This window comes from uncultured Thiocystis sp. (assembly GCF_903866365.1).
Lineage (GTDB): Bacteria > Pseudomonadota > Gammaproteobacteria > Chromatiales > Chromatiaceae > Chromatium.
Window position 1 is genome coordinate 1 of record NZ_CAIPNF010000002.1, and the last position, 18602, is coordinate 18602.

At 63.1% G+C, this 18602-nt stretch carries 17 protein-coding genes; 10 read left to right on the forward strand and 7 right to left on the reverse strand.

The annotated features are described in order from the left end of the window. Positions 1-500 (forward strand): zinc finger domain-containing protein (locus tag QZY07_RS00035; RefSeq protein ID WP_295398764.1); only part of this gene is annotated, 500 nt, incomplete at its 5' end. Between the two features lie 146 nt (positions 501-646). Here the strand turns inward: QZY07_RS00035 and QZY07_RS00040 are convergent. Together QZY07_RS00040 and QZY07_RS00045 are read right to left on the reverse strand one after the other, a co-directional pair. Further along, positions 647-1051, reverse strand: coding sequence for a type II toxin-antitoxin system VapC family toxin (locus QZY07_RS00040; RefSeq protein WP_014779512.1), 405 nt, complete (start codon positions 1049-1051; stop codon positions 647-649). Beyond that, on the reverse strand, positions 1048-1278 hold the full coding sequence (locus QZY07_RS00045; RefSeq protein WP_041447052.1) for a ribbon-helix-helix protein, CopG family: 231 nt from the start codon (positions 1276-1278) through the stop codon (positions 1048-1050). Before QZY07_RS00045 ends, QZY07_RS00040 begins: the two co-directional genes overlap by 4 nt. Positions 1279-1584: 306 nt before the next feature. Here QZY07_RS00045 and lspA point away from each other — a divergent pair, with 306 nt between their 5' ends. From lspA to QZY07_RS00065, 4 genes are all read left to right on the forward strand, one after another. After that, the gene (gene lspA / locus QZY07_RS00050; RefSeq protein WP_295398802.1) at positions 1585-2094 is read left to right on the forward strand and encodes a signal peptidase II; all 510 of its coding nucleotides are present in this window, start codon (positions 1585-1587) and stop codon (positions 2092-2094) included. Between the two features lie 95 nt (positions 2095-2189). After that, on the forward strand, positions 2190-3095 hold the full coding sequence (gene rimK, locus QZY07_RS00055; protein ID WP_295398765.1) for a 30S ribosomal protein S6--L-glutamate ligase: 906 nt from the start codon (positions 2190-2192) through the stop codon (positions 3093-3095). A gap of 100 nt (positions 3096-3195) precedes the next feature. After that, the gene (locus QZY07_RS00060) at positions 3196-4239 is read left to right on the forward strand and encodes a succinylglutamate desuccinylase/aspartoacylase family protein (protein WP_295398766.1); all 1044 of its coding nucleotides are present in this window, start codon (positions 3196-3198) and stop codon (positions 4237-4239) included. 81 nt (positions 4240-4320) lie between these two features. Then, positions 4321-4608: a hypothetical protein gene (locus QZY07_RS00065; protein WP_295398767.1), complete on the forward strand. Its 288-nt coding sequence runs from the start codon at positions 4321-4323 to the stop codon at positions 4606-4608. A 52-nt stretch (positions 4609-4660) separates the two neighbouring features. On the opposite strand, the gene QZY07_RS00070 is transcribed toward QZY07_RS00065, so the two are convergent. Further along, positions 4661-5425: a retropepsin-like aspartic protease gene (locus QZY07_RS00070; RefSeq protein ID WP_295398768.1), complete on the reverse strand. Its 765-nt coding sequence runs from the start codon at positions 5423-5425 to the stop codon at positions 4661-4663. Between the two features lie 203 nt (positions 5426-5628). Here QZY07_RS00070 and QZY07_RS00075 point away from each other — a divergent pair, with 203 nt between their 5' ends. The 3 genes from QZY07_RS00075 to QZY07_RS00085 all read left to right on the forward strand — a co-directional run bounded on the left by QZY07_RS00075 (position 5629) and on the right by QZY07_RS00085 (position 9518). Continuing rightward, positions 5629-7587, forward strand: a complete 1959-nt coding sequence (locus tag QZY07_RS00075) for an SLC13 family permease (RefSeq protein WP_295398769.1) — start codon at positions 5629-5631, stop codon at positions 7585-7587. 275 nt (positions 7588-7862) lie between these two features. Next, positions 7863-9095: an ATP-binding protein gene (locus QZY07_RS00080; protein ID WP_295398771.1), complete on the forward strand. Its 1233-nt coding sequence runs from the start codon at positions 7863-7865 to the stop codon at positions 9093-9095. Positions 9096-9221: 126 nt separating this feature from the next. Continuing rightward, positions 9222-9518, forward strand: coding sequence for a hypothetical protein (locus QZY07_RS00085; RefSeq protein ID WP_295398772.1), 297 nt, complete (start codon positions 9222-9224; stop codon positions 9516-9518). Here the strand turns inward: QZY07_RS00085 and QZY07_RS00090 are convergent. Both QZY07_RS00090 and cobD read right to left on the reverse strand, forming a co-directional pair. Next, positions 9464-10315: a nicotinate-nucleotide--dimethylbenzimidazole phosphoribosyltransferase gene (locus tag QZY07_RS00090; protein ID WP_295398774.1), complete on the reverse strand. Its 852-nt coding sequence runs from the start codon at positions 10313-10315 to the stop codon at positions 9464-9466. The two genes, QZY07_RS00085 and QZY07_RS00090, sit on opposite strands and share 55 nt — an antisense overlap. 17 nt (positions 10316-10332) lie before the next feature. Continuing rightward, complete coding sequence (gene cobD, locus QZY07_RS00095; RefSeq protein ID WP_295398803.1) at positions 10333-11346, reverse strand: threonine-phosphate decarboxylase CobD; 1014 nt, start codon at positions 11344-11346, stop codon at positions 10333-10335. A gap of 192 nt (positions 11347-11538) precedes the next feature. On the opposite strand from cobD, the gene QZY07_RS00100 reads away from it, so the two are divergent. Then, the gene (locus tag QZY07_RS00100; RefSeq protein ID WP_295398775.1) at positions 11539-13242 is read left to right on the forward strand and encodes an FAD-dependent oxidoreductase; all 1704 of its coding nucleotides are present in this window, start codon (positions 11539-11541) and stop codon (positions 13240-13242) included. 225 nt (positions 13243-13467) lie between these two features. On the opposite strand, the gene QZY07_RS00105 is transcribed toward QZY07_RS00100, so the two are convergent. Both QZY07_RS00105 and QZY07_RS00110 read right to left on the reverse strand, forming a co-directional pair. Further along, on the reverse strand, positions 13468-14487 hold the full coding sequence (locus QZY07_RS00105) for a hypothetical protein (protein ID WP_295398777.1): 1020 nt from the start codon (positions 14485-14487) through the stop codon (positions 13468-13470). A 134-nt stretch (positions 14488-14621) separates the two neighbouring features. Next, positions 14622-17231 (reverse strand): autotransporter outer membrane beta-barrel domain-containing protein, encoded by a 2610-nt coding sequence (locus QZY07_RS00110; RefSeq protein ID WP_295398779.1) that lies wholly within the window; start codon positions 17229-17231, stop codon positions 14622-14624. Between the two features lie 416 nt (positions 17232-17647). Between QZY07_RS00110 and QZY07_RS00115 the strand changes: the two genes are divergently transcribed. Next, positions 17648-18595, forward strand: a complete 948-nt coding sequence (locus QZY07_RS00115) for a tetratricopeptide repeat protein (protein WP_295398781.1) — start codon at positions 17648-17650, stop codon at positions 18593-18595. The last annotated feature ends 7 nt before the right edge of the window (positions 18596-18602 follow it).

Below are 18602 nucleotides of genomic sequence, written 5' to 3' on the forward strand. Positions count from 1 at the left end.
ACGAGATCTGGCGCGAGATTCCGGGCGAACGCGACGAAACCATCTTCACCGCGACCTGGTATGAAGGACTGTTCGCACTGGAAGACGGCGACCCCATGGATCGCGGATTCTGGGACCGGATCATCGCCACCCGCATGGCGACCGGACCTGCGCTGGAGACCGCCCGCAAGGCCGGCCAGATCGGCTCCTCGCTCGACGCCGAGCTGGATCTCTATTGTTCGGACGCACTGCGCGAGGCGCTCGAACGGCTCGGAGACGAATTGCGTTTCGCCCTGATCGTCTCCGAGGTTCGGCTGCATGCAGTCGCCGAACGCCCCGAGGATGCCAGCGCAACCGACCTGGACGGACTTGCCGTGCGGGTCAGCGCGTCCGGTCATCCCAAGTGCGTGCGCTGCTGGCATCATCGCGCGGATGTCGGCAGCCATGCCGAGCATCCGGAACTGTGCGGGCGCTGTGTCGAGAATGTTGCCGGGGCGGGCGAGACACGGCACTTCGCGTAGATGGGTAGAGCGGCCATGGCACGACGTTGACGATTGGCACGGACACCGATTGGCAGTGAAACCCATCGAACCCCGCTGGACCGTGAGACGCATGACCGATAAAACCACCCTTCGTTGACGATGACACGGCGAATGGGTGGCAACCGTCAGGTCAATCCTAACGTGCGCGCGGCCGCGTTTAACGCTTCGTCGTTCGTGATCAGACGCGCGCCCTGTCGTTCGGCCAAGGCCAGATACAGCGCATCGTAGGCTGTCAAGCCATGCGCCTCCGCCAAGGCGCAGGTCGATAAAATCAAGTTTTCATGCTCGCAATAACGGATCGGTAGCGACATCATCGCTTGCAGAAGCTCGACCAATTCCAGTGCCGACAGTTCGCCCCGTTGCCGCTTGCGCAACATGACGTTCGCCGCCTCCGCCAATAACAACTGGGGTGCCAACACCAGATCCCCGCCGCTGGCCGCGCGATTGAATGCAGTCTCGACCTCGGGATGCAGCGGACCATCGGGCACAAACAAACGGATCAGGGCCGAGGTATCGACCACCCAGATCATCTTGCACGATCCTGTCGCACGTCTTCTACCGTGTCGCCCAGAGTGCGTCCCTCCAGGCGCGCCCGCCAATCACGGGCTGTCGCCAAGCCGGAGCCGCCGATCAGTCGGATTTCCCGTTCGATCAAGCAGCGCACCTGTTCCTGCATGCTGCGGTGGTTCGCCGCGGCCATTGCCTTCAGGGATTCATAGACATCATCCGGGAGATGACGAATACTCAATGCTTTCATTAATTTTCCTGCTATCAAATTGCATTCATCATGATACCAGCATATCGCTGCGCCGGGCGAGACTGAGCATGATGCGTTTCGCGGCCAGCCACGATCAAGACATGTTGCTGCCCTTCGGCCCGAGAAGGGCGGGATCAAGGATTTAGTTGGGGTTCGATCCTCATTTAATTTCATTTTGGATTGAGCAAGGGAATCAGGATATATTGAAAATAAAGACTTAAACCGCGTCAGCGCCGGCGTTTGCTGGTCGAGGTGCAAACAACGCCTGCCATGCCGGACGCGGCTTCACAACTCAATGGTGCCAATTTGAAACGCTGGCTCTTACTCTCCCTGCTCGTCCTGCTCCTGGATCAGGCGACCAAATGGTTGATCCTCTCCACCCTGCAACCCTTCGAGCCGGTCATCCTGTCGCCGAACCTCAACCTGACTCTGATGTTCAACGAGGGCGCGGCCTTCAGCTTTCTCTCGAACGCCGGCGGCTGGCAGCGCTGGCTGTTCACCGGGCTCGCGCTGGTCGTCAGCGTTGTGCTCACGGTCTGGCTACTGCGGCTTAAGCGCGGCGAGGGCTGGCTGGCGGCCGGTCTGGCGCTGCTGATCGGCGGCGCCCTCGGCAATCTGATCGACCGGATCCTGCTTGGTCATGTGGTGGACTTCATCCAGGTCTCTCTGCCTTTCGTTCCACTGGATCTGTTCAATCCCTGGCCCGCCTTCAACATCGCCGACAGCGCTATCACCCTGGGTGTCATCATCCTGCTGATCGCGACTCTGATCGCGGACGGAACACCCAGCCGTTCACCGTCTAAAGACGGCATCTGAAACCAGAACCAACCGGAAGCGCGCGAGCGATTCCGGTATCATGCGCTCCGATCACAGGCCATTGAGGTTCACGGCGCGACTGTCGCCGACCCTGCATGAGAATCGCCATCCTCTCGCGCAATCCATCGCTTTACTCGACCCGCCGGCTGGTGGAGGTCGCGCGCGCGCGCGGTCATGAGACCAAGGTCATCGATGTCCTGCGCTGTTACATGAACATCACCTCGCTTGCCCCCTCGATGCACTACAAAGGCGAGGAACTCAATGACTTCGATGCCGTGATCCCGCGTATCGGCGCCTCGGTGACCTTTTATGGCACGGCGGTACTGCGCCAGTTCGAGATGCTGGGGGTTTATCCGCTGAACGAATCGGTTGCCATCACCCGCGCCCGCGATAAGCTGCGTTCGCTGCAACTGCTGTCGCGCAAGGGGATCGGGCTGCCGATCACCGGCTTTGCCCACGCCCCGGACGACGTGGAAGACCTGATCAAGATGGTCGGCGGCGCCCCGCTGGTCATCAAGCTGCTGGAAGGCACCCAGGGCATTGGCGTCGTCCTGGCCGAGACTCAGAAGGCCGCCGAGAGCGTCATCGAGGCGTTCATGGGACTCAAGGTCAACATCCTGGTGCAGGAATACATCAAGGAGGCCAATGGCTCGGACATCCGCTGTTTCGTCATCGGCGACAAGGTGGTCGCGACCATGAAGCGTCAGGCCAAGGAGGGCGAGTTCCGGTCCAATCTGCACCGCGGCGGCAGCGCCTCGCTGATCCGCATCACCCCGGAGGAACGCTCGACCGCGACCCGCGCGGCGCGGATCATGGGGCTCAACGTGGCTGGCGTGGACATCTTGCGCTCCAATCATGGCCCAGTGGTGATGGAGGTCAATTCGTCGCCGGGGCTCGAAGGGATCGAGGGCGCGACCGGCAAGGATGTCGCGGGCATGATCGTCGGTTTCATCGAAAAGAATGCCGCGATCGGCAAGACCCGCACGCGCGGTCAGGGCTAGCGCCCCTGGGATGAGGTTGACGCGCTGGCACTCCGCGACGGTTTCATGACAAGATCGGGACGATGTCTTTCCGGTCGCTTCATGTTCTGGACATCTCACGATGACCCCTGCCCCGCTTGTCATCGCCGGACGCCGCGTGCAACCCGGCGAGCGCGCCCGCGTCGATATCCCGCTACCCAGCCTTTACACCCAGACGCCGGTCCTGATGCCGGTGCATGTCCTGCAGGGGCGACGCCCTGGAGCGCGGCTGTTCGTCACCGCCTCGATCCATGGCGACGAAATCAACGGGGTCGAAATCATCCGGCGTCTGCTGCTGCAAAAGTCCTTGCAGCGACTGTCCGGCACCCTGCTGGCGGTGCCTGTGGTCAACGTCTATGGCTATGTGCGCCAATCCCGCTACCTGCCGGATCGGCGCGATCTGAACCGAAGCTTCCCCGGTTCCGACAAGGGATCCCTGGCCGCGCGTCTGGCGGCGACCCTGATCGGCGAGGTCGTGGCAGGCTCGACCCATGGGATCGATCTGCACACCGGCGCGCTGCATCGCGAGAACCTGCCGCAGATCCGGGTGACGCTCGACGCCGACGAGCGCATGCCGGCGCTCGCCAACGCCTTCGGTACGCCGGTGATCCTGGACGCCGAGGCGCGTCCCGGCTCGCTGCGCGCGGCGGCGATCGAGCGCGCCATCCCGCTGCTGTTGTACGAGGGCGGCGAGGCGCTGCGTTTCGACGAGTTCGCGGTCCGCGCCGGGTTGCGCGGCATTCTGGGGGTGATGCGCCATCTGGGGATGATTCGCGGCCATGCGGGCCGCAAAACGCTCGAACAAAAATCGGTGGTGGCCCGTTCCAGTCTCTGGGTTCGCGCCGATCGCAGCGGCGTGCTGCTCTCACTGACACCGCTCGGCGCCTGCGTCAAAAAAGGCGAGACGCTGGGGATCGTCACGGATCCCTTCCGCCACGCGGACGAGCCTGTGCTCGCGCCCGCCAGCGGCATCGTCATCGGACGCACCAATCTGCCCCTGGTCACCGAGGGCGAGGGCATCTACCACATCGCCCGTTACGGCGAGCTGGAGGCGACGGTCGAACGGCTGGAACAATATCGCGACTCGCTGGATCCGGATGACGAAGAGAACGAAGAGATTCTCTGAATCTGGCGTTCCGAACAACGTATTATAGCGGTCTTCGCACTGAAGCTGCCCTCACTTCCGCCGTCGCCCCTGGAGCGCACCATGTCCACCGGCTTTGTTCTTATCTTGCTGAGGGAAATTCGCGAGAGCATTCTGAAACTGCGCGAGGAATTCAACGCGCGCCTGGACCAGACCAACGAGCGACTAGACCAGACCGCGGCCAGCCTGGGTCGCGTCGAGAGCGATCTCCATGAACTGCGGAAATACATGCGCCAGATGGCGCTCAACCAAGCCAAGCATGAACAGACGCATGCGCAAGGGATCGGGCGTCTCGATCACGATGTCAATGCGCTTCAGGAACATCTGAAGCGGCTTAAACAAGGCTCGTAGCTAGCGTCGCCCCATCCCGACGGCCAAGGACTGGCCGAACAGGAGCCGACGCTCATTTCGACGCCAGGGTCACCTGGTTCTTGACATCGTCGATCGTGATTCGGAAACGCCCCAGCACATTCATTCCAAGCAATGCGTGACCGCCGAGCCGCTGATCATCGATGAACGCGGCCGACACATCCGGAACGCGCGTGTCGCCGAGCCAGATCGCGGGCAGTGTCCCAACGCGCGCATCGACCGAACCATTCGCCGTTTGCACCTGCTGATCGCGCAGAGTGCTTACATCCAGTCCCAGGGACGCAACCAGCGACGCCGGCAGCACCACCTGATCGGCACCGGTATCGATCAGCAGAATCTGCTTGACTTGCTGCTCGTTCGGTCCTTCAAGGGTCAGGGTCAACAAATGCGACGGGCCCTTGCGCTGTGTCGGCAGGACGATTTCTTCATCATCGCTTGACTCGGCCGAGTCGGGATCCGGCGCATCGCTTTCGACCACGAGAGGCGGTGGTACATAGGCGACCTTTTCGCCCAGGATGAGTACCCGTTCGATCCCGCCATCCGGCGTCTGAACAAGCACATAATCGAAGTTTTCCAAGAGCATGTGCAGACGCGCGAGCAATCCATCGCCCTCGGCACGCGCCATTGCGTCGACGGTCTGCTCGATGCCGCGCACCTCGAACCCATGCTCGGACATCAGCTTCTCCAGTTCGGTCGCGACCGGGACCGATGACACCGTCGCGGGCTCTTCCGCGGCAAAGGCGATACTCCAGACGATCAGTGAAGACGCGATCAGGATCCGGCGGAGATCAGACGGCATGGGTTCAAGCTCCAAGCGGGTGAACGGAAGCGAGCAACACCGGAGAGACTAACAGCGAGCTGGATCGCCCGCCACCGCCAGGCAGGCCCGGCCGCGAACTGACGCCTCATCCTGACGGAAAAAGACAGGAATCCGGGAAACCCTTTACGTATCATGTGCGATAGACGCACGGTCATCAACCAGCTCGCAAGAGGGAAACCAGTATGCCCAACATCATCCGCGCCTTGTCCAGACAAGACCTCGCGGCCGCCTTTTTCGCCATCGTCGGCATCTATCTTGCCAGCGTGGTTCCCTCCACCGAGATCGCCTGGGTCAGCGCCTTCCTGCTGCTCACGATCTTTCTGTTCGCCTTCGAGGTCGTCAGCGTCGACGTGGCGGCGATCACAGTGATGGTGTTGCTCGGACTGACGAGCTTCCTGGCGCCCTGGATGGGGCTGGAACAGGGGCTGGTTCCGGTCGAGCGACTGTTCGACGGCTTCTCCAGTAATGCCGTCATCTCCATCATCGCGGTCATGATCGTCGGCGCCGGATTGGACAAGACCGGTATCATGTCGCAGGTCGCGGGGTTCATCATGCGTATCGGCGGCTCCACCGAGACGCGCATCATCCCGCTGATCTCGGGCACGGTCGGCGCCATTTCCAGCTTCATGCAGAATGTCGGCGCCGCCGCGCTCTTTCTGCCGGTCGTCAGCCGCATCTCGGCGCGCACCGGACTGCCGCTCTCGCGTCTGCTGATGCCCATGGGTTTCTGCGCCATCCTCGGCGGCACCATCACCATGGTCGGCTCCAGTCCGCTGATTCTGCTCAACGATCTGATTCTGACCTCGAATCAGGCGCTGCCGGATGGCGTGGCGTCGATGAAGACCTTTGAACTGTTCGATGTCACCCCGATCGGCCTTGCGCTGCTCGCCACCGGCATTGTCTATTTCGTGCTGGCCGGACGCTTCGTGCTTCCCGCGATTCGCAGCGACAAGCTCGAAGGCAGCGACACCAGCCAGTATTTCGCCGAAACCTATGGACTCAGCGATTTCGAGCTTGGGGAGTTCCGCGTCCCTGGAAAAAGTCATCTGATCGGGATGAGCGTCGACGAGCTGGAGCGCACCTGGAAGGTGCGGATTGTCGGGGTCGAAAAGGGCGACGGCCTGCGCTTCGGGGCCGACGGGATCGACCGTACCCTGGGCATTACGGCAGGCACCACGCTCGGCATGCTGGGCAACGCCGACTCGCTGCTGGATTTCAGCAACGCCAATCAGCTCATCCGCAAACGCGAACTGGAGCTGTTCGCCGAGGCCATGGCCCATACCAAGGCCGGTATCGCCGAGATCGTCATTCCGCCTGGCTCCAGTCTGATCGGCAAGACCGCGCGCGATGTCTGGCTGCGCAAGACCTATGGACTCTCGCTGCTCGCCATCAACCGCGGCGGCAACCAGATCACCTACAAGACCGGCGGCGTGCGCAACCTGCCTTTCGCCGCCGGCGACGCACTGGTCGTCCACACCACCTGGGCCGATCTCGCCCGGCTGGAGCAGGATCGCAACTTCGTGATCGTCACCACCGAGTATCCGCACGAGGAACTGCGTCCGCATAAGGTTCCGGCCGCACTCTTCCTGTTCGTGCTGACGCTCGGGCTGATCCTCTTGACCGATCTCCGGCTCTCGATCGCGCTGCTCACCGGTGCCGTGGGCATGGTGCTGACCAGAGTGTTGTCGATCGAGGAAGCCTATAACGCCGTGAGCTGGAAAACCGTCTTCCTGCTGGCATCGCTCATCCCGCTCGGGCTCGCGGTCGAGTCTAGCGGAACCGCCGCCTGGATCGCCCAAGAGACGCTGACGGCCCTGGGCGACGTGCCCATCTGGGTAGTCCAGGCTGCATTGGCCGTGCTTGCCACCGCGTTCACGCTGGTGATGTCGAACGTGGGCGCCACCGTGCTGCTGGTGCCACTGGCCGTCAACATGGCCCTGGGGGTCGGCGCCAACCCGGCGGTCTTCGCGCTGACCGTCGCGATCGCCACGTCCAACTCGTTTTTCATCCCCACGCATCAGGTGAATGCGCTGATCATGGGGCCGGGCGGTTACCGCGTGACGGATTTCATGCGCGCCGGTGGCATCATGTCCATCCTCTTCCTCGTGGTCTCGCTGTTCATGTTGAACCTGGTGTTCTGATCGAGGGGTAAGGGAGATGCTACTCGTGACACCGCTCCGCGGTGTCACGCATCCCGCTGCGCCGCGCGCCGCGAGCGGATTCGCAACCACTGACCATTGACTCATCATTCGAGATCATGACGGGTGGCCGAACCTCCATCACCGCACCCCCATCAGTTTCTCCAAACCTGCCTGAACCATTGACTTAAACCTGCGTAGTCAGGCCATCCTGGCCTGATTTTCCAGGGCTGGAAGCCCTGGCTACGCATCACCGATCGATGGTGAGCCTCCATCACATGCTGTCATTACTTAAAAAAAAGCCCACCTGCCCGATTCACGGGTGCGAACTGACCCTGTCCCATCATGGCAAGAAATCCAATGTGGGCCATTATTTCATCGAGGCGGTCGGCGCGCCGCTGCTCTATTGTCCGCTGTGCTTTGAGAAGGGGCAGGACACCTCGGTCGAGGTCGAGCCAGCGGCATCGACCGCGTTTCTGAAAAAACTCGCCCGGCTGCTGGATGCGTCCGAGTTTCCCGGACTCCTCTCCAAACCCCGGATTCGCGTCGACTTCAATCCGTCCAAGACCCATCTGGAAACTCCGTCCGCGGAGCGGATCGGCCCACTCTACGACCTCAACGCTCGCAGCGACGCGGGGCCACGGACGGCAGAGGACGAGGAACCGCGTCTGGTTGGACTCGAACCGCTCGAACCACGCTATTCGCTAGAGCATCTCATCCTCGACCCGGACAGCCTGGAGCGCATCCGCGAGGCCACCAACGTCCTCGTCTCGCAGGATCTGCTCTACGAGACCTGGAATCTGGGTTCGATCGCGCGCACCGGGCGGCGAGTGGCGCTGAATTTCTATGGCCCGCCCGGCACCGGCAAGACCCTGGCGGCGGACGCCATCGCCGATCTGCTCGGCAAGCGCATCCTGCGGATCAGCTATGCCGAACTGGAATCGAAATATGTCGGCGAGACGCCCAAGAACATCCAGGCGGCCTTCGCCAAGGCCACCGACACCGACGCCCTGCTGTTTTTCGACGAGGCCGATTCGATCCTGGGCAAGCGCCTGCTCAATGTCTCCCAGTCCGCCGACAACAGCATCAATGTCGCCCGGAGCACCACCCTGATCGAGCTTGATAACTTCAATGGCGCCGTGATCTTCGCCTCGAATCTGGTCCGCAACTACGACACCGCCTTTCTGCGCCGGATGCTGGCGCATGTGGAGTTTCGGCTCCCCGCCACCGAGCAACGTGAGATGATCTGGCGCGGCCACATTCCCCGGCAACTGCCGCTGGCGGACGATGTGGATTTCGCGACTCTGGCCCAGTCTTCGGAGGGCGCGGCGGGCGGCGATATTCAAAACGCGGTGCTGCTCGCGGCCTCCTATGCCTCGCTGCGCCTGGGGAATGCGCGAGTCGTCTCGCTCGCCGATTTCAACCGCGCCATCCGTTTCATTCTGGAGGGGAAACGCCGGATTCTCGAAGGGAGCATGGGGGCAAACGAAGACCCTTTTGGATGGGCCTAAGTGTTTTCACGGATACCCATCGACAATGAGAAGACTAGGATTCAAGCCTATCGTCTAAACCGTGTCCGGCGTGCGGCTCAGGATGCGGTTTAGATCCTTATGACGGACTCAATGGAGAGACCCAGAATGGATCCCGACCCGATCAACTGCCAGATTACCAACCTGGACGAGCAACGGCTGAAACGCCTCGAAAAAACGATCGAACGCACCAGAATCCAGCTCGATGTGGTGGGCATCCGACTCGACTGGCTGGGACGAAAGCTCCTGAAAGTCGAACTGGAGAAGGCGGCACTGCGTCGTCTGCTCGCCGAACGGACGTGGGAGCTCAACCTGCTGCGCCATCGGCTGAAACAGGGGCAGCCGATCCGTCAGACCGAGGCCTTCCGGGGAGCGAGCGCGTGCGCGTCAACCATGATCGAGTGAACCGCCGAACCGGGTAAGCAGGATGTATCGGACGGCGCCCAGGTCGCAAAAAACCTGGACATGCCGTCGGCGATGCTCAGCCACTCGCCCAACCGCGGGTGCAGACAGCAGGCGACCCGTCTCGCCGCGGCCGCGTATCTACCCTGCAAGAGGACCGGCAGACCGATCTGCGCGCCCGCGATCAGCGCCCCAACGCAGACGGCGGTCTCGCGGCTTCCTAAACGACGCAGCGCTTCATAGGGAGCATCCGCCAGGCTGGCGCGCCAGGCGGGATCGGCTCGCAGCGCATCCGACGTCCGTCCGCGCCAGTCCTGTCCCAAGCCAACCAGAAGCTCGCGCCCGGCCAGTTTGGCGCGCTCCGCGGCATGCCGGCCAAGGCTCAGGGCGACATCTAACCGATGTTTATCCAGCGGCCTGCGGTGGCACGGAGCGCGCTTCGGACTAGACGCGCATGGCCCGAACCGCACGGGAGTTCCCAAGCCGAGGATTTCGATATCGTGCTCCAGACTGTCAAGGAGCGTGCTAAGAACCCCGCCATCGCGTGGCCGTGCTCCGAGCGCGGCGGCACGTGTCCCATTGCGCGACATGGAGACCGGAGCCCGCTCGGCCACCAGGAGGACGACACGAATCCGGCAAACGCTTTTCCAGTCCCGTCCGGCGCCCTCCGGCGCGACATCGCCTGGGCGGTTCGCGGTCAAGGAATACGAGCCGACGGGCCGCAGCAGTGACGCGACGCGCACCTCGTCCTGCCACGACAGGCGCCATGCCGGACATGCCGCCGGATCCGCAGCGGGCACCGCAAGCCAGTCCGGTTTCACGAATGGACGGCGGACGCCAGGGCCACGCTCAACCGTTGCCAATCCTGTTCCTCGCCGGGCAGGCCGAAACGCAGACTGGCGGGGCGGTCGAAGCGACGCGCCAAAACTCCCTGTTGCGCCAACGCGGCATCAATGCGCTCCGCGTCCGCGCTCAGAACCCACTGGAAGAGCGCCGTGCCGCCCGTCGGCGCAAGCCCGTGGTCTCGCAGCAGCGCGGCGAGTCGCGCGGCGTCCAGCGCCAGCGACGCCCGCGCGCATCGCTGCCAGGCGGTGTCGGCGAAGGCCTGCCGGGCCATCAGGCGCGAAGGACCGGTCAGAGTCCAGGGTCCGAGCCACGCGTTCAGGGTCGCCCGCAACGCCGGCTCGGCGAACAAAAAGCCGACCCGCGCCCCAGCCAGACCGAAAAACTTGCCGAGCGAGCGGAGCAGGATCAATCCGGGCCGACCGGCGTATGGGGTCAGACTCCCCGCGGGCGTGACATCCATGAAAGCCTCGTCGACGATCAGCCAGCCGCCGCGCGCGGCAAGTCGCGCGTGCCAATCGAGCAGGGTCGCGACCGGCCAGCAGTGGCCGGTCGGATTGTTGGGATTGATCACGACCAGACAATCGAGCCGCCCGGGGCCTTCGTCCAGCCATTGACCCGGATCGCTGTCGGCCAGTTCGATCACATGATGCCCGGCCCGGCGCCAGGCATACGCATGCTCCCGATAGCCCACCTGCGGCACGCCCACGCGACAGGGTGCGCGCATGGCGGGAAGCGCCTGAATCGCGGCCTGGGATCCAGCCAGGGGCAACGGATCGGGCGCCCCATAGTAGCGTGCCGCCTCCGACTCCAGACCATCCTCCGCCTCGGGCAAACGGCCCCAGGCGGACGCCGGCAATGTCGGAACCGGCCACGCCCGCGGGTTAATCCCGGTGGACAGATCGAGCCAGCGCGCCAATGGAATGCCGAAACGCGCGGCGGCCTGACGCAGCCGCCCACCATGCTCGGGCGGTTCATGTTCTTTCAGAAGAGGAGCTCCCGCAGATACGGAGTGGAAACAGCGCTGAACGTAATCGGCAAATCATACCGCAGCGGATCCGCCGGCGTCAGGCATGAAATGCCATAATGACGGCCGCGCCCAAGCGGTGTCCAACCATGAACCTGTGTCCTTCACGTCGCCAGGCAATTCTTTCCAATCGTCACAGCAAGGTTTTCCCGTATGACTGCGCAACCCATCAAGATCGTTGTCATTGGCGGCTCCGCCGCCGGCCCCAAGGCGGCGGCCAAGGCCCGTCGCATGGACGAGCATGCGTCCATCACCATCATCCAGAAGGAGGCCGATCTCTCCATGGCCTCCTGCGGCTACCCCTACTATGTCGGCGGGGTCTTCGATGACCGCAATCAACTCATCTGCACGGCGGCCGGTATCGTGCGCGACCCCAATTTCTTCGAAAAAGCCAAGGGCATCGACGCCAAGGTGCTGACCGAGGCGGTCGCCATCGACCGCGCGTCCCGGACTGTGACCTGCAAACACCTGCCGACCGGCGCAATCTCCACCCTTGCCTATGACAAACTGGTGATCGCGACCGGCGCGACGCCGCTGTATCCGCCGGTTCCGGGTGCCGACCTGGAGGGGATTCACACCCTGCATTCGCTCGGCGACGCCGATTCGCTGCGCGCGATCCGGGACGAAAAAAATGTGCAGCGCGCCGTCATCGTCGGCGGCGGACTGATCGGTTTCGAGGTCTGCGAGGCGCTGCATCTCGCCGGCATCCAGACCACGATTATCGAGAAGACCCATTCGATTCTGCCCTTCCTGGATCCCGAACTGGCCAAACTGGTCGCCAACCATGTGCGCGGCTTCACGACCGACATCATCACGGGCAATGGCGTCGCCGCCTTCCTCGGAGAGTCCGGAACGCTGACCGGCGTCAAGCTCGATAACGGGACCGAACTCCCCTGCCAACTCGCGGTGGTCGCGGTCGGCGTGCGCCCCAACGTGGCGCTTGCCAAGTCCGCCGGACTCGACATCGGCACGCAGGGCGGCATCGCGGTCAATGAATTCATGCAGACATCCGACCCGGACATCTACGCGGCGGGCGATTGCGTGGAATGCACCTCGCTGATCACCGGGGACAAAGTGCGCGCGCCCTATGGCGATATCGCCAATCTGCAGGGGCGGGTGGTCGGACAGAACCTGATCCAGGAGGGGAGTGCGACGTTTCCGGGAATCACCCACACCGGCATCTGCAAGATCTTCGATTACACGGTCGGCTTCACCGGACTCAGCGCCGGGCGCGCGCGCGAACTGGGCCTGACCGACATCGAGACGGCGACGATTGCGGGTCTCGACATCCCGCCCTACATGCAGGGCAAGCTGCTCGTCAGCAAACTGGTCGCCGACCGCAAGAGCGGGCGGGTGCTGGGCTTTCAATGCCTCGGTCCCGGCGACGCGAGCAAGCGGGTCGCCACGGTTGCCATGGCCATCCGGGGCAAACTCACGGTCGAGGATCTGGTCAACGCGGATCTGCCCTACGCGCCACCCTATTCGCTGGCGCTCGACCACGTCATCACCGCCGCCCAGGTGCTCGAAAACAAGCTGCTCGGACGCATGCGGGGCATCTCGGTCGCCGAGGTCAAGCAGCGGGTCGATTCCGGCGCGGACGGTTTCATCCTCGACACCCGCACCCCCCTGGAGTTCGAGGAGATCCGGCTCGGCATCGGCGAGACCCTGATCCCGCTGGGCGCGCTGCGCGGGCGTTTGGCGGAATTGCCGCAGGATAAAGACAAGGAAATCATCCTCTATTGCCGGGTTTCGCTACGGGGCTATGAAGCGGCGGCGATCCTGCAGGGGCATGGCTGGCGCAACGTCAAGGTCATGGAAGGCGGCATCATGGCCTGGCCGTATCCGCGCGAGAAATGAGCGAAGCGATCGCCGTTCCATGGAGACGAACGGCCGTCGCGTTGTCGCGAGCCGCATCCGCCGCCATGGCTCGATAACCGTCATCCGACCGGTATCCAGCACACGCGGTCGCACCAAGCACCGAAGCCGACGGCCGCGCCCGTCGGGGTCGCACTCCCCAAGGGTCGGGTGAAAACCACGCTGGCGGTCCTGCTGCCGGATCTGCGGCTGAGGGAAACCGTTCGACTACTCTCGCGGCGCGCGCACCGGCGCGATGAACAACATCACGACGAGCCCCAGAAGCGCGGCAAGGCAGAGCGCGCGCGACAGCCGATAAACCAGCCGCCAACCGGTATGCGCTTTGCGGACGATCCGAAACGCGTCGACGTAGATGGTTTCACAGGCGCCGTTGCCGGTATCGGTGCGGGTGACGCTGGTTCCCCGTTGGAATCCGCCGGCATGCGAGTAGCGGGCCAATTTGCCTTCCAGACGGATCTGATCGCCGATCTCGGCGGATTTGATCTTCGCGGCGAGGGTGGCGTCGTGCGCGAGCAGATGATTGTTCGAGAGTTGGTCCCAGGCAAAGCGTTGGGCCGTCCCGGCGTCCTGGGTGGAAATCCAGCAGGTCCAGGTGCTGTTGCGGTACTGCATCTCGCGAAAGACGCCCGAGGCGACGTTCTCGCCCCAGACGACGCAGAGGTCGCGGAGGTTGATGAAGTCTTTCCAGTCCTTGGCATGGTAGATGTCCCAGAACACATCGCTGTCATGCAGGCTCACCACCACACCGTCGAGCTGATACTCGAACAGGGGCTCGATGGTATAGCGGATGCCCTGCGCCTCGATCTGGAAGGAGGACGACTCGGTTGGGGTCTGAAGCGGGGCTTCCAGTCGCGCGGCATCATAAAAGGAAGGCGGGGGAAACTGGTCCTTTTTCCAATGACTCCAGAGCGCCAGCCCCAGACTCGCAAGAAACACGAGTTGTAGAAGCTGAGTGACGAGGCGGTAGGGGAAGCGATCGCGACGGGAAAATGTCGTGACCGGACGCCTCGCCCGCGGTGCCTGTCGCCGTGCCTGCTCATATTTGGCGAAGACGATCCCGCACGCGACGCAGACCTCGCCGGGCGGCTGTTCCGCATCGCACTTTGGACAGCGCAGATGGACCGGGGCGAGGCCCAACGTGCTCGGACGGCTGAAGATCGAGGCCATGTGGACTCTGTTGGGTTGGGTCTCGACCGTCATGTCGATGGCGCGATCCGTGACTTCCATTGGCGGTGAGAATCGACGCCGCGAAGTACTCGCCTGTCACGCGCGCCGAGCATCGGGCCGGCGCTGGCGGCGGATCCCAACCGGCCGCCAGAGTCGCAAGAGGGCATCGATCTACGGATGCGCCAGACGCTGCCTCAGTAAAACTCCCAACGCACCCCCGCATCGATCATGTGATCGCTCCAGTCCCGCTTGTCGAGCAGAGTGTCATAGTTCACAAAGGTCGAGAGACCATGCGGGAAGACCGCCGAGAGCCCGAGACCGAGCCGGAAATAGTCCCGGTCAGGCTCGTCGGTCAGGATGCGGAAGCTGGTGCCCGTCGGGTCGGCGGCAAAGCGGGCCGTCAGGATGTCCCCGTCATTGTCGTATTCATGCTCCCATTCGAAGCGCGCCTGGGGCACCAGGACCGCCGTGGAAGTATTGAATACCCGCGAGAGACGCGCGCCCAGCACGCTCGTCAACGAGGTGGCATCGAAACCGTCCATGGCAAGATTGAGTCCGCCCGCGCCCTGTTCGAGAAAATCGTCGACCTCCACCTGAAGGTAAGCGACCCGGCCATAGACGCCATAGGCGAATGGTCCCTCGTTCAGATCGTACCCGGCACCCAGGCTGGCTCCGAGTTGATTGCCGCTATAATCGGCATTGGCCTGGCGACTGACGGGGTCGAGTCCTGGCGTGATCTGATAGCTGAGGTTGCGTTTGGATTCGTAGTCGTTCCAGCCGTATTCGACGATGGCGTCGAGATAAAGACGATCGGTCAATGAATGGGTGGCGTAGGCCGCGAGATGCCAGGTTTCGGTATCCAGACCACCGTCATTCGAATCGAAGTTGACATCGTTCTTCGCATAACCGAAAGCACCGCCTGCAACGAAACGATCGCTGAACCGGTAGTCGGCGCCAACCGTGACGCCAATCATGTTGTAATCGAAACCGGTTTCATTGTTGGTCGTGTCGCGATCGCCGAGATTGACGGCGCCGTTCAGGAAGAAGCCCCAGTTGCCGAAGGTGCTGTCCGCGCTGGCGCCGCCTCCCGACAGCCCCATGGCGGCCAGGGTGGCGAGTTGATTGCCCGACAGGCTTTCGCCGCCAAGATTCACCGCGAGTGCGCCGATATCGATCCCCTTGGATCCGGATCGCAGGGCGGCGAGACGGGAGCCGATATTCGCCAATTGCTGGGTGCCGGTTTCGATGCCCGCGCTCTTTGCCGCGTTGGCCTTCTCGCTGGTGATTTGATCCAGGGTATTCGGGATGCCTTCCGCGCGCGGATTGGCCAGCATGTTGGAGCATTGGTCGAAAAGGTCTTGCTGCTCGGCGGAGCGCTGAGACAGGGTCGCCAGCTTTGGACAGACGGTTTCGATCGCTTGAGCGACACTGCGCTGATTCGGGGTGAGGCCGGACAGGCTCGACAACGTATTCGATGCATTCACGTTCGCCTGGACCGAGACACTGACCGAGGCGCCGGTGGAGTCCGTGATCTGAATCCGATTTTCGAAGGACAGATCGGATTGAGCGTTGGCAGGGATGTCCACGGCATAGGCAACGCGGCCGGGGGCCGCGAGCTGGGACGGCTCGACCCGTCCGACGATGCCGCCGCTGATCCCCGCGACACTGAGCAGGTAGGGCGGCACGCCGCCGCTCACCTCGAACGTTTCGCCGACCTCATTGTCGAGATCGACCAGCGAAATCGCGCTGAGCGAGATGTCCGTCGGATTCGCGCTCAACGTCGACCCCGCCGCCGCGGCGACCGTGAAGCTGACCGTGGCTGTGGCGCTCTGCTGGGCCGCGCTTTCCCCGCTGTCGAGTACCCTGATCGTGAAATTATTGACTCCTGCCGGCGCATCCAAGGGGACGCTGTAGCTGAAGGTCAGCGCTCCGTCGCTCGCGGATGGGCCGCTCAGCCTTGCGCCCGCAGGCCCAGAAACGACCTCGGCGGTATAGGCCGGGATCCCGCCAGAGACCGCGAACCGGGCTTCGACCGTGGCGCCGGGTTGAACCTCGCCGCGATTCGCCGACGACGGGCTGATGAGCAGGGTTTCCGAGGCGACAGAAATATTGATGGTCAGGCTGACGGAATTGGCGCCGCACTCGTCGCCCGCGCTGGCGCCATTGATGGTGACGGTATCGGTATAGTCTCCCGTGGCGTCCGCGGGAATCCTGTACGTCAAGGTTCCATTCGAGAAGCTGACATCCGCATTGTTCGCGCTGGTTGGCGCCTGATAGGGCGTGCGTCCGCCAGAGAGCGAGAGACTCAGGCTCTGGACGCTTCCAGGCGCGCCTCGTATGGTTCCACTGGCTGGATTCGCGATGAGAGGGTCGATCACCGTGACACTGATGTCGGTGCTGACCGGGTTGCCATCGACGCAACGCTCGCCGCAGGTCTGCCAATCCACCGCGAGCGCATCGGAAAGCCTGGTGCAATGCGGAATGCCGGCGGGCACCCGATAGTCGACGGTATCGCCAGTGGCGATCAGCTCCTTGGAGCGATCGACGGTTCCGCCGCCCTCGGTCCACTCCGCGCCAACGAGTCTCTCGGTGAACCCTGTCGTGGGCGACGAGGATCCTGGAGAAATGCGAATCGGCAGGCTGGCGCCGGGTGCCAATTCAACCTCTGGCGCGTTCGGATCGAACGTCGGGGCGGCCTGCGCGGACGCCATGAACAGACCGGCGACAAGGATGAAAACGGAAATGAGCAATCTTCGAGCGGGAAGGCGGGTGTCGATTTCGTCACCCTTTGCGACTGCAATCATGTGAGCCCCCAGGTAAGTCAGACCAATGCCATGACCCGAATTGGAATGTATTTTTTTAGCACCATGGCACTCCATGCTCCACGTTGCGTGGAGAGAAATCCACCGAATCTTAACGATCTCGAAAATTGAAATATCTCTGCTTTCGAGTCTCTTCATGCGCGACGCTGGAGCGCATGAGGCATGAATGGCACGTCGCCTTTTCAGGACAATTCCACATGGGGGCGGGCGTTGTCAACCTCTGTTCGAGCGGGATTCCGCACGGTCCTTCGAAGAGACTTTTTGGCGTTCGCCTCGCCAATCGTTGTCGATCGCCGACGCACCGGCACGACGCAAAAACGGCGCGCTTCTTTCAGTACGTGGTTTAGACTCTATCTTGGGAATCTTCAAGGGCGTTGGTCATGACACAAGACAAGTCAATGCGATCGGTTCTGACCGTCATCGTCATCCCGCTCCTCCTGAGCATGCTGGGATGCGCCAGCGCGCCCGGGAGCGGCGACCTGGGAACCGGACAAGCTGCCGTCACCCCCATCGCGCCCGGCAAGGGAATCGATGACTTCGTCCTCGTCGATTGTCTCCTGCCCGGTCAGATCCGCCAGCTTGGGACGCGGATGACCTATCTGGCGCCGCGTCGGTCGGTCAAGTCGACCAAGTCCGATTGCGCGATCCGCGGCGGCGAATTCGTGCTGTTCGATCGCTCCGATTACAGCCGTGCGCATCAGACCCTGCTCCCCAAGGCCCAGGGCGGGGATCCGATCGCCCAGACCTACTTGGGCGAGATTTACGAAAAAGGTCTGGGGCTGGCCGCTCCCGATTATGCAAGCGCCGCCAATTGGTATCGTAAGGCGGCCGAGCAGAACCACGCGCCGGCGCAGACGAATCTGGGATCGCTGTATGAGCGCGGGCTGGGCGTGCCGCAGGACAAGACGCAGTCGCTGGATTGGTACCGACGGGCGGCGGGTTTGACGTCTGATCGGCTCATTTTCGAATCGACGCTCAAGGCCCAGCAGGCGGCATTCAAGCGTGAGCTCGCACTGCGGAATCAGGTCGCCGCGTCGCTACGTCAGCAATTACGGAAAGCCTCGGCCAGCCAGCCGAGCCGCCCCGCAACCGCCCCGGCCGCCTCCGGCCCGGATCAGGCCGCCCTGCAACGCCAGGCCGAGAGTCAGCGCCGCGATGCCGAAAGCGAGGCCGAGCGGGTCCGCCGGGAACTGCATGCGGTCCAACAGCTCAAGCAGAGCGAGTCTGCCAGCGGCAAATCCAGCGACCCGGGCAAAACCGCGCAGCTGGGCAAGCTGGAACTGACCAGGAACGAGCAATACCGCGCCTTGCTGGATACCTCGCGCCAACTGACCCTGGCCCAGTAGCGGGCCA

Bases quoted from the DNA above. Each gene is read 5' to 3' on its own strand.
- QZY07_RS00040 (WP_014779512.1), bottom strand. From the start codon at position 1,051: ATGATCTGGGTGGTCGATACCTCGGCCCTGATCCGTTTGTTTGTGCCC.
- QZY07_RS00045 (WP_041447052.1), bottom strand. From the start codon at position 1,278: ATGAAAGCATTGAGTATTCGTCATCTCCCGGATGATGTCTATGAATCC.
- rimK (WP_295398765.1), top strand. From the start codon at position 2,190: ATGAGAATCGCCATCCTCTCGCGCAATCCATCGCTTTACTCGACCCGC.
- QZY07_RS00060 (WP_295398766.1), top strand. From the start codon at position 3,196: ATGACCCCTGCCCCGCTTGTCATCGCCGGACGCCGCGTGCAACCCGGC.
- QZY07_RS00065 (WP_295398767.1), top strand. From the start codon at position 4,321: ATGTCCACCGGCTTTGTTCTTATCTTGCTGAGGGAAATTCGCGAGAGC.
- QZY07_RS00070 (WP_295398768.1), bottom strand. From the start codon at position 5,425: ATGCCGTCTGATCTCCGCCGGATCCTGATCGCGTCTTCACTGATCGTC.
- QZY07_RS00075 (WP_295398769.1), top strand. From the start codon at position 5,629: ATGCCCAACATCATCCGCGCCTTGTCCAGACAAGACCTCGCGGCCGCC.
- QZY07_RS00080 (WP_295398771.1), top strand. From the start codon at position 7,863: ATGCTGTCATTACTTAAAAAAAAGCCCACCTGCCCGATTCACGGGTGC.
- QZY07_RS00085 (WP_295398772.1), top strand. From the start codon at position 9,222: ATGGATCCCGACCCGATCAACTGCCAGATTACCAACCTGGACGAGCAA.
- QZY07_RS00100 (WP_295398775.1), top strand. From the start codon at position 11,539: ATGACTGCGCAACCCATCAAGATCGTTGTCATTGGCGGCTCCGCCGCC.
- QZY07_RS00105 (WP_295398777.1), bottom strand. From the start codon at position 14,487: ATGGAAGTCACGGATCGCGCCATCGACATGACGGTCGAGACCCAACCC.
- QZY07_RS00110 (WP_295398779.1), bottom strand. From the start codon at position 17,231: ATGATTGCAGTCGCAAAGGGTGACGAAATCGACACCCGCCTTCCCGCT.
- QZY07_RS00115 (WP_295398781.1), top strand. From the start codon at position 17,648: ATGCGATCGGTTCTGACCGTCATCGTCATCCCGCTCCTCCTGAGCATG.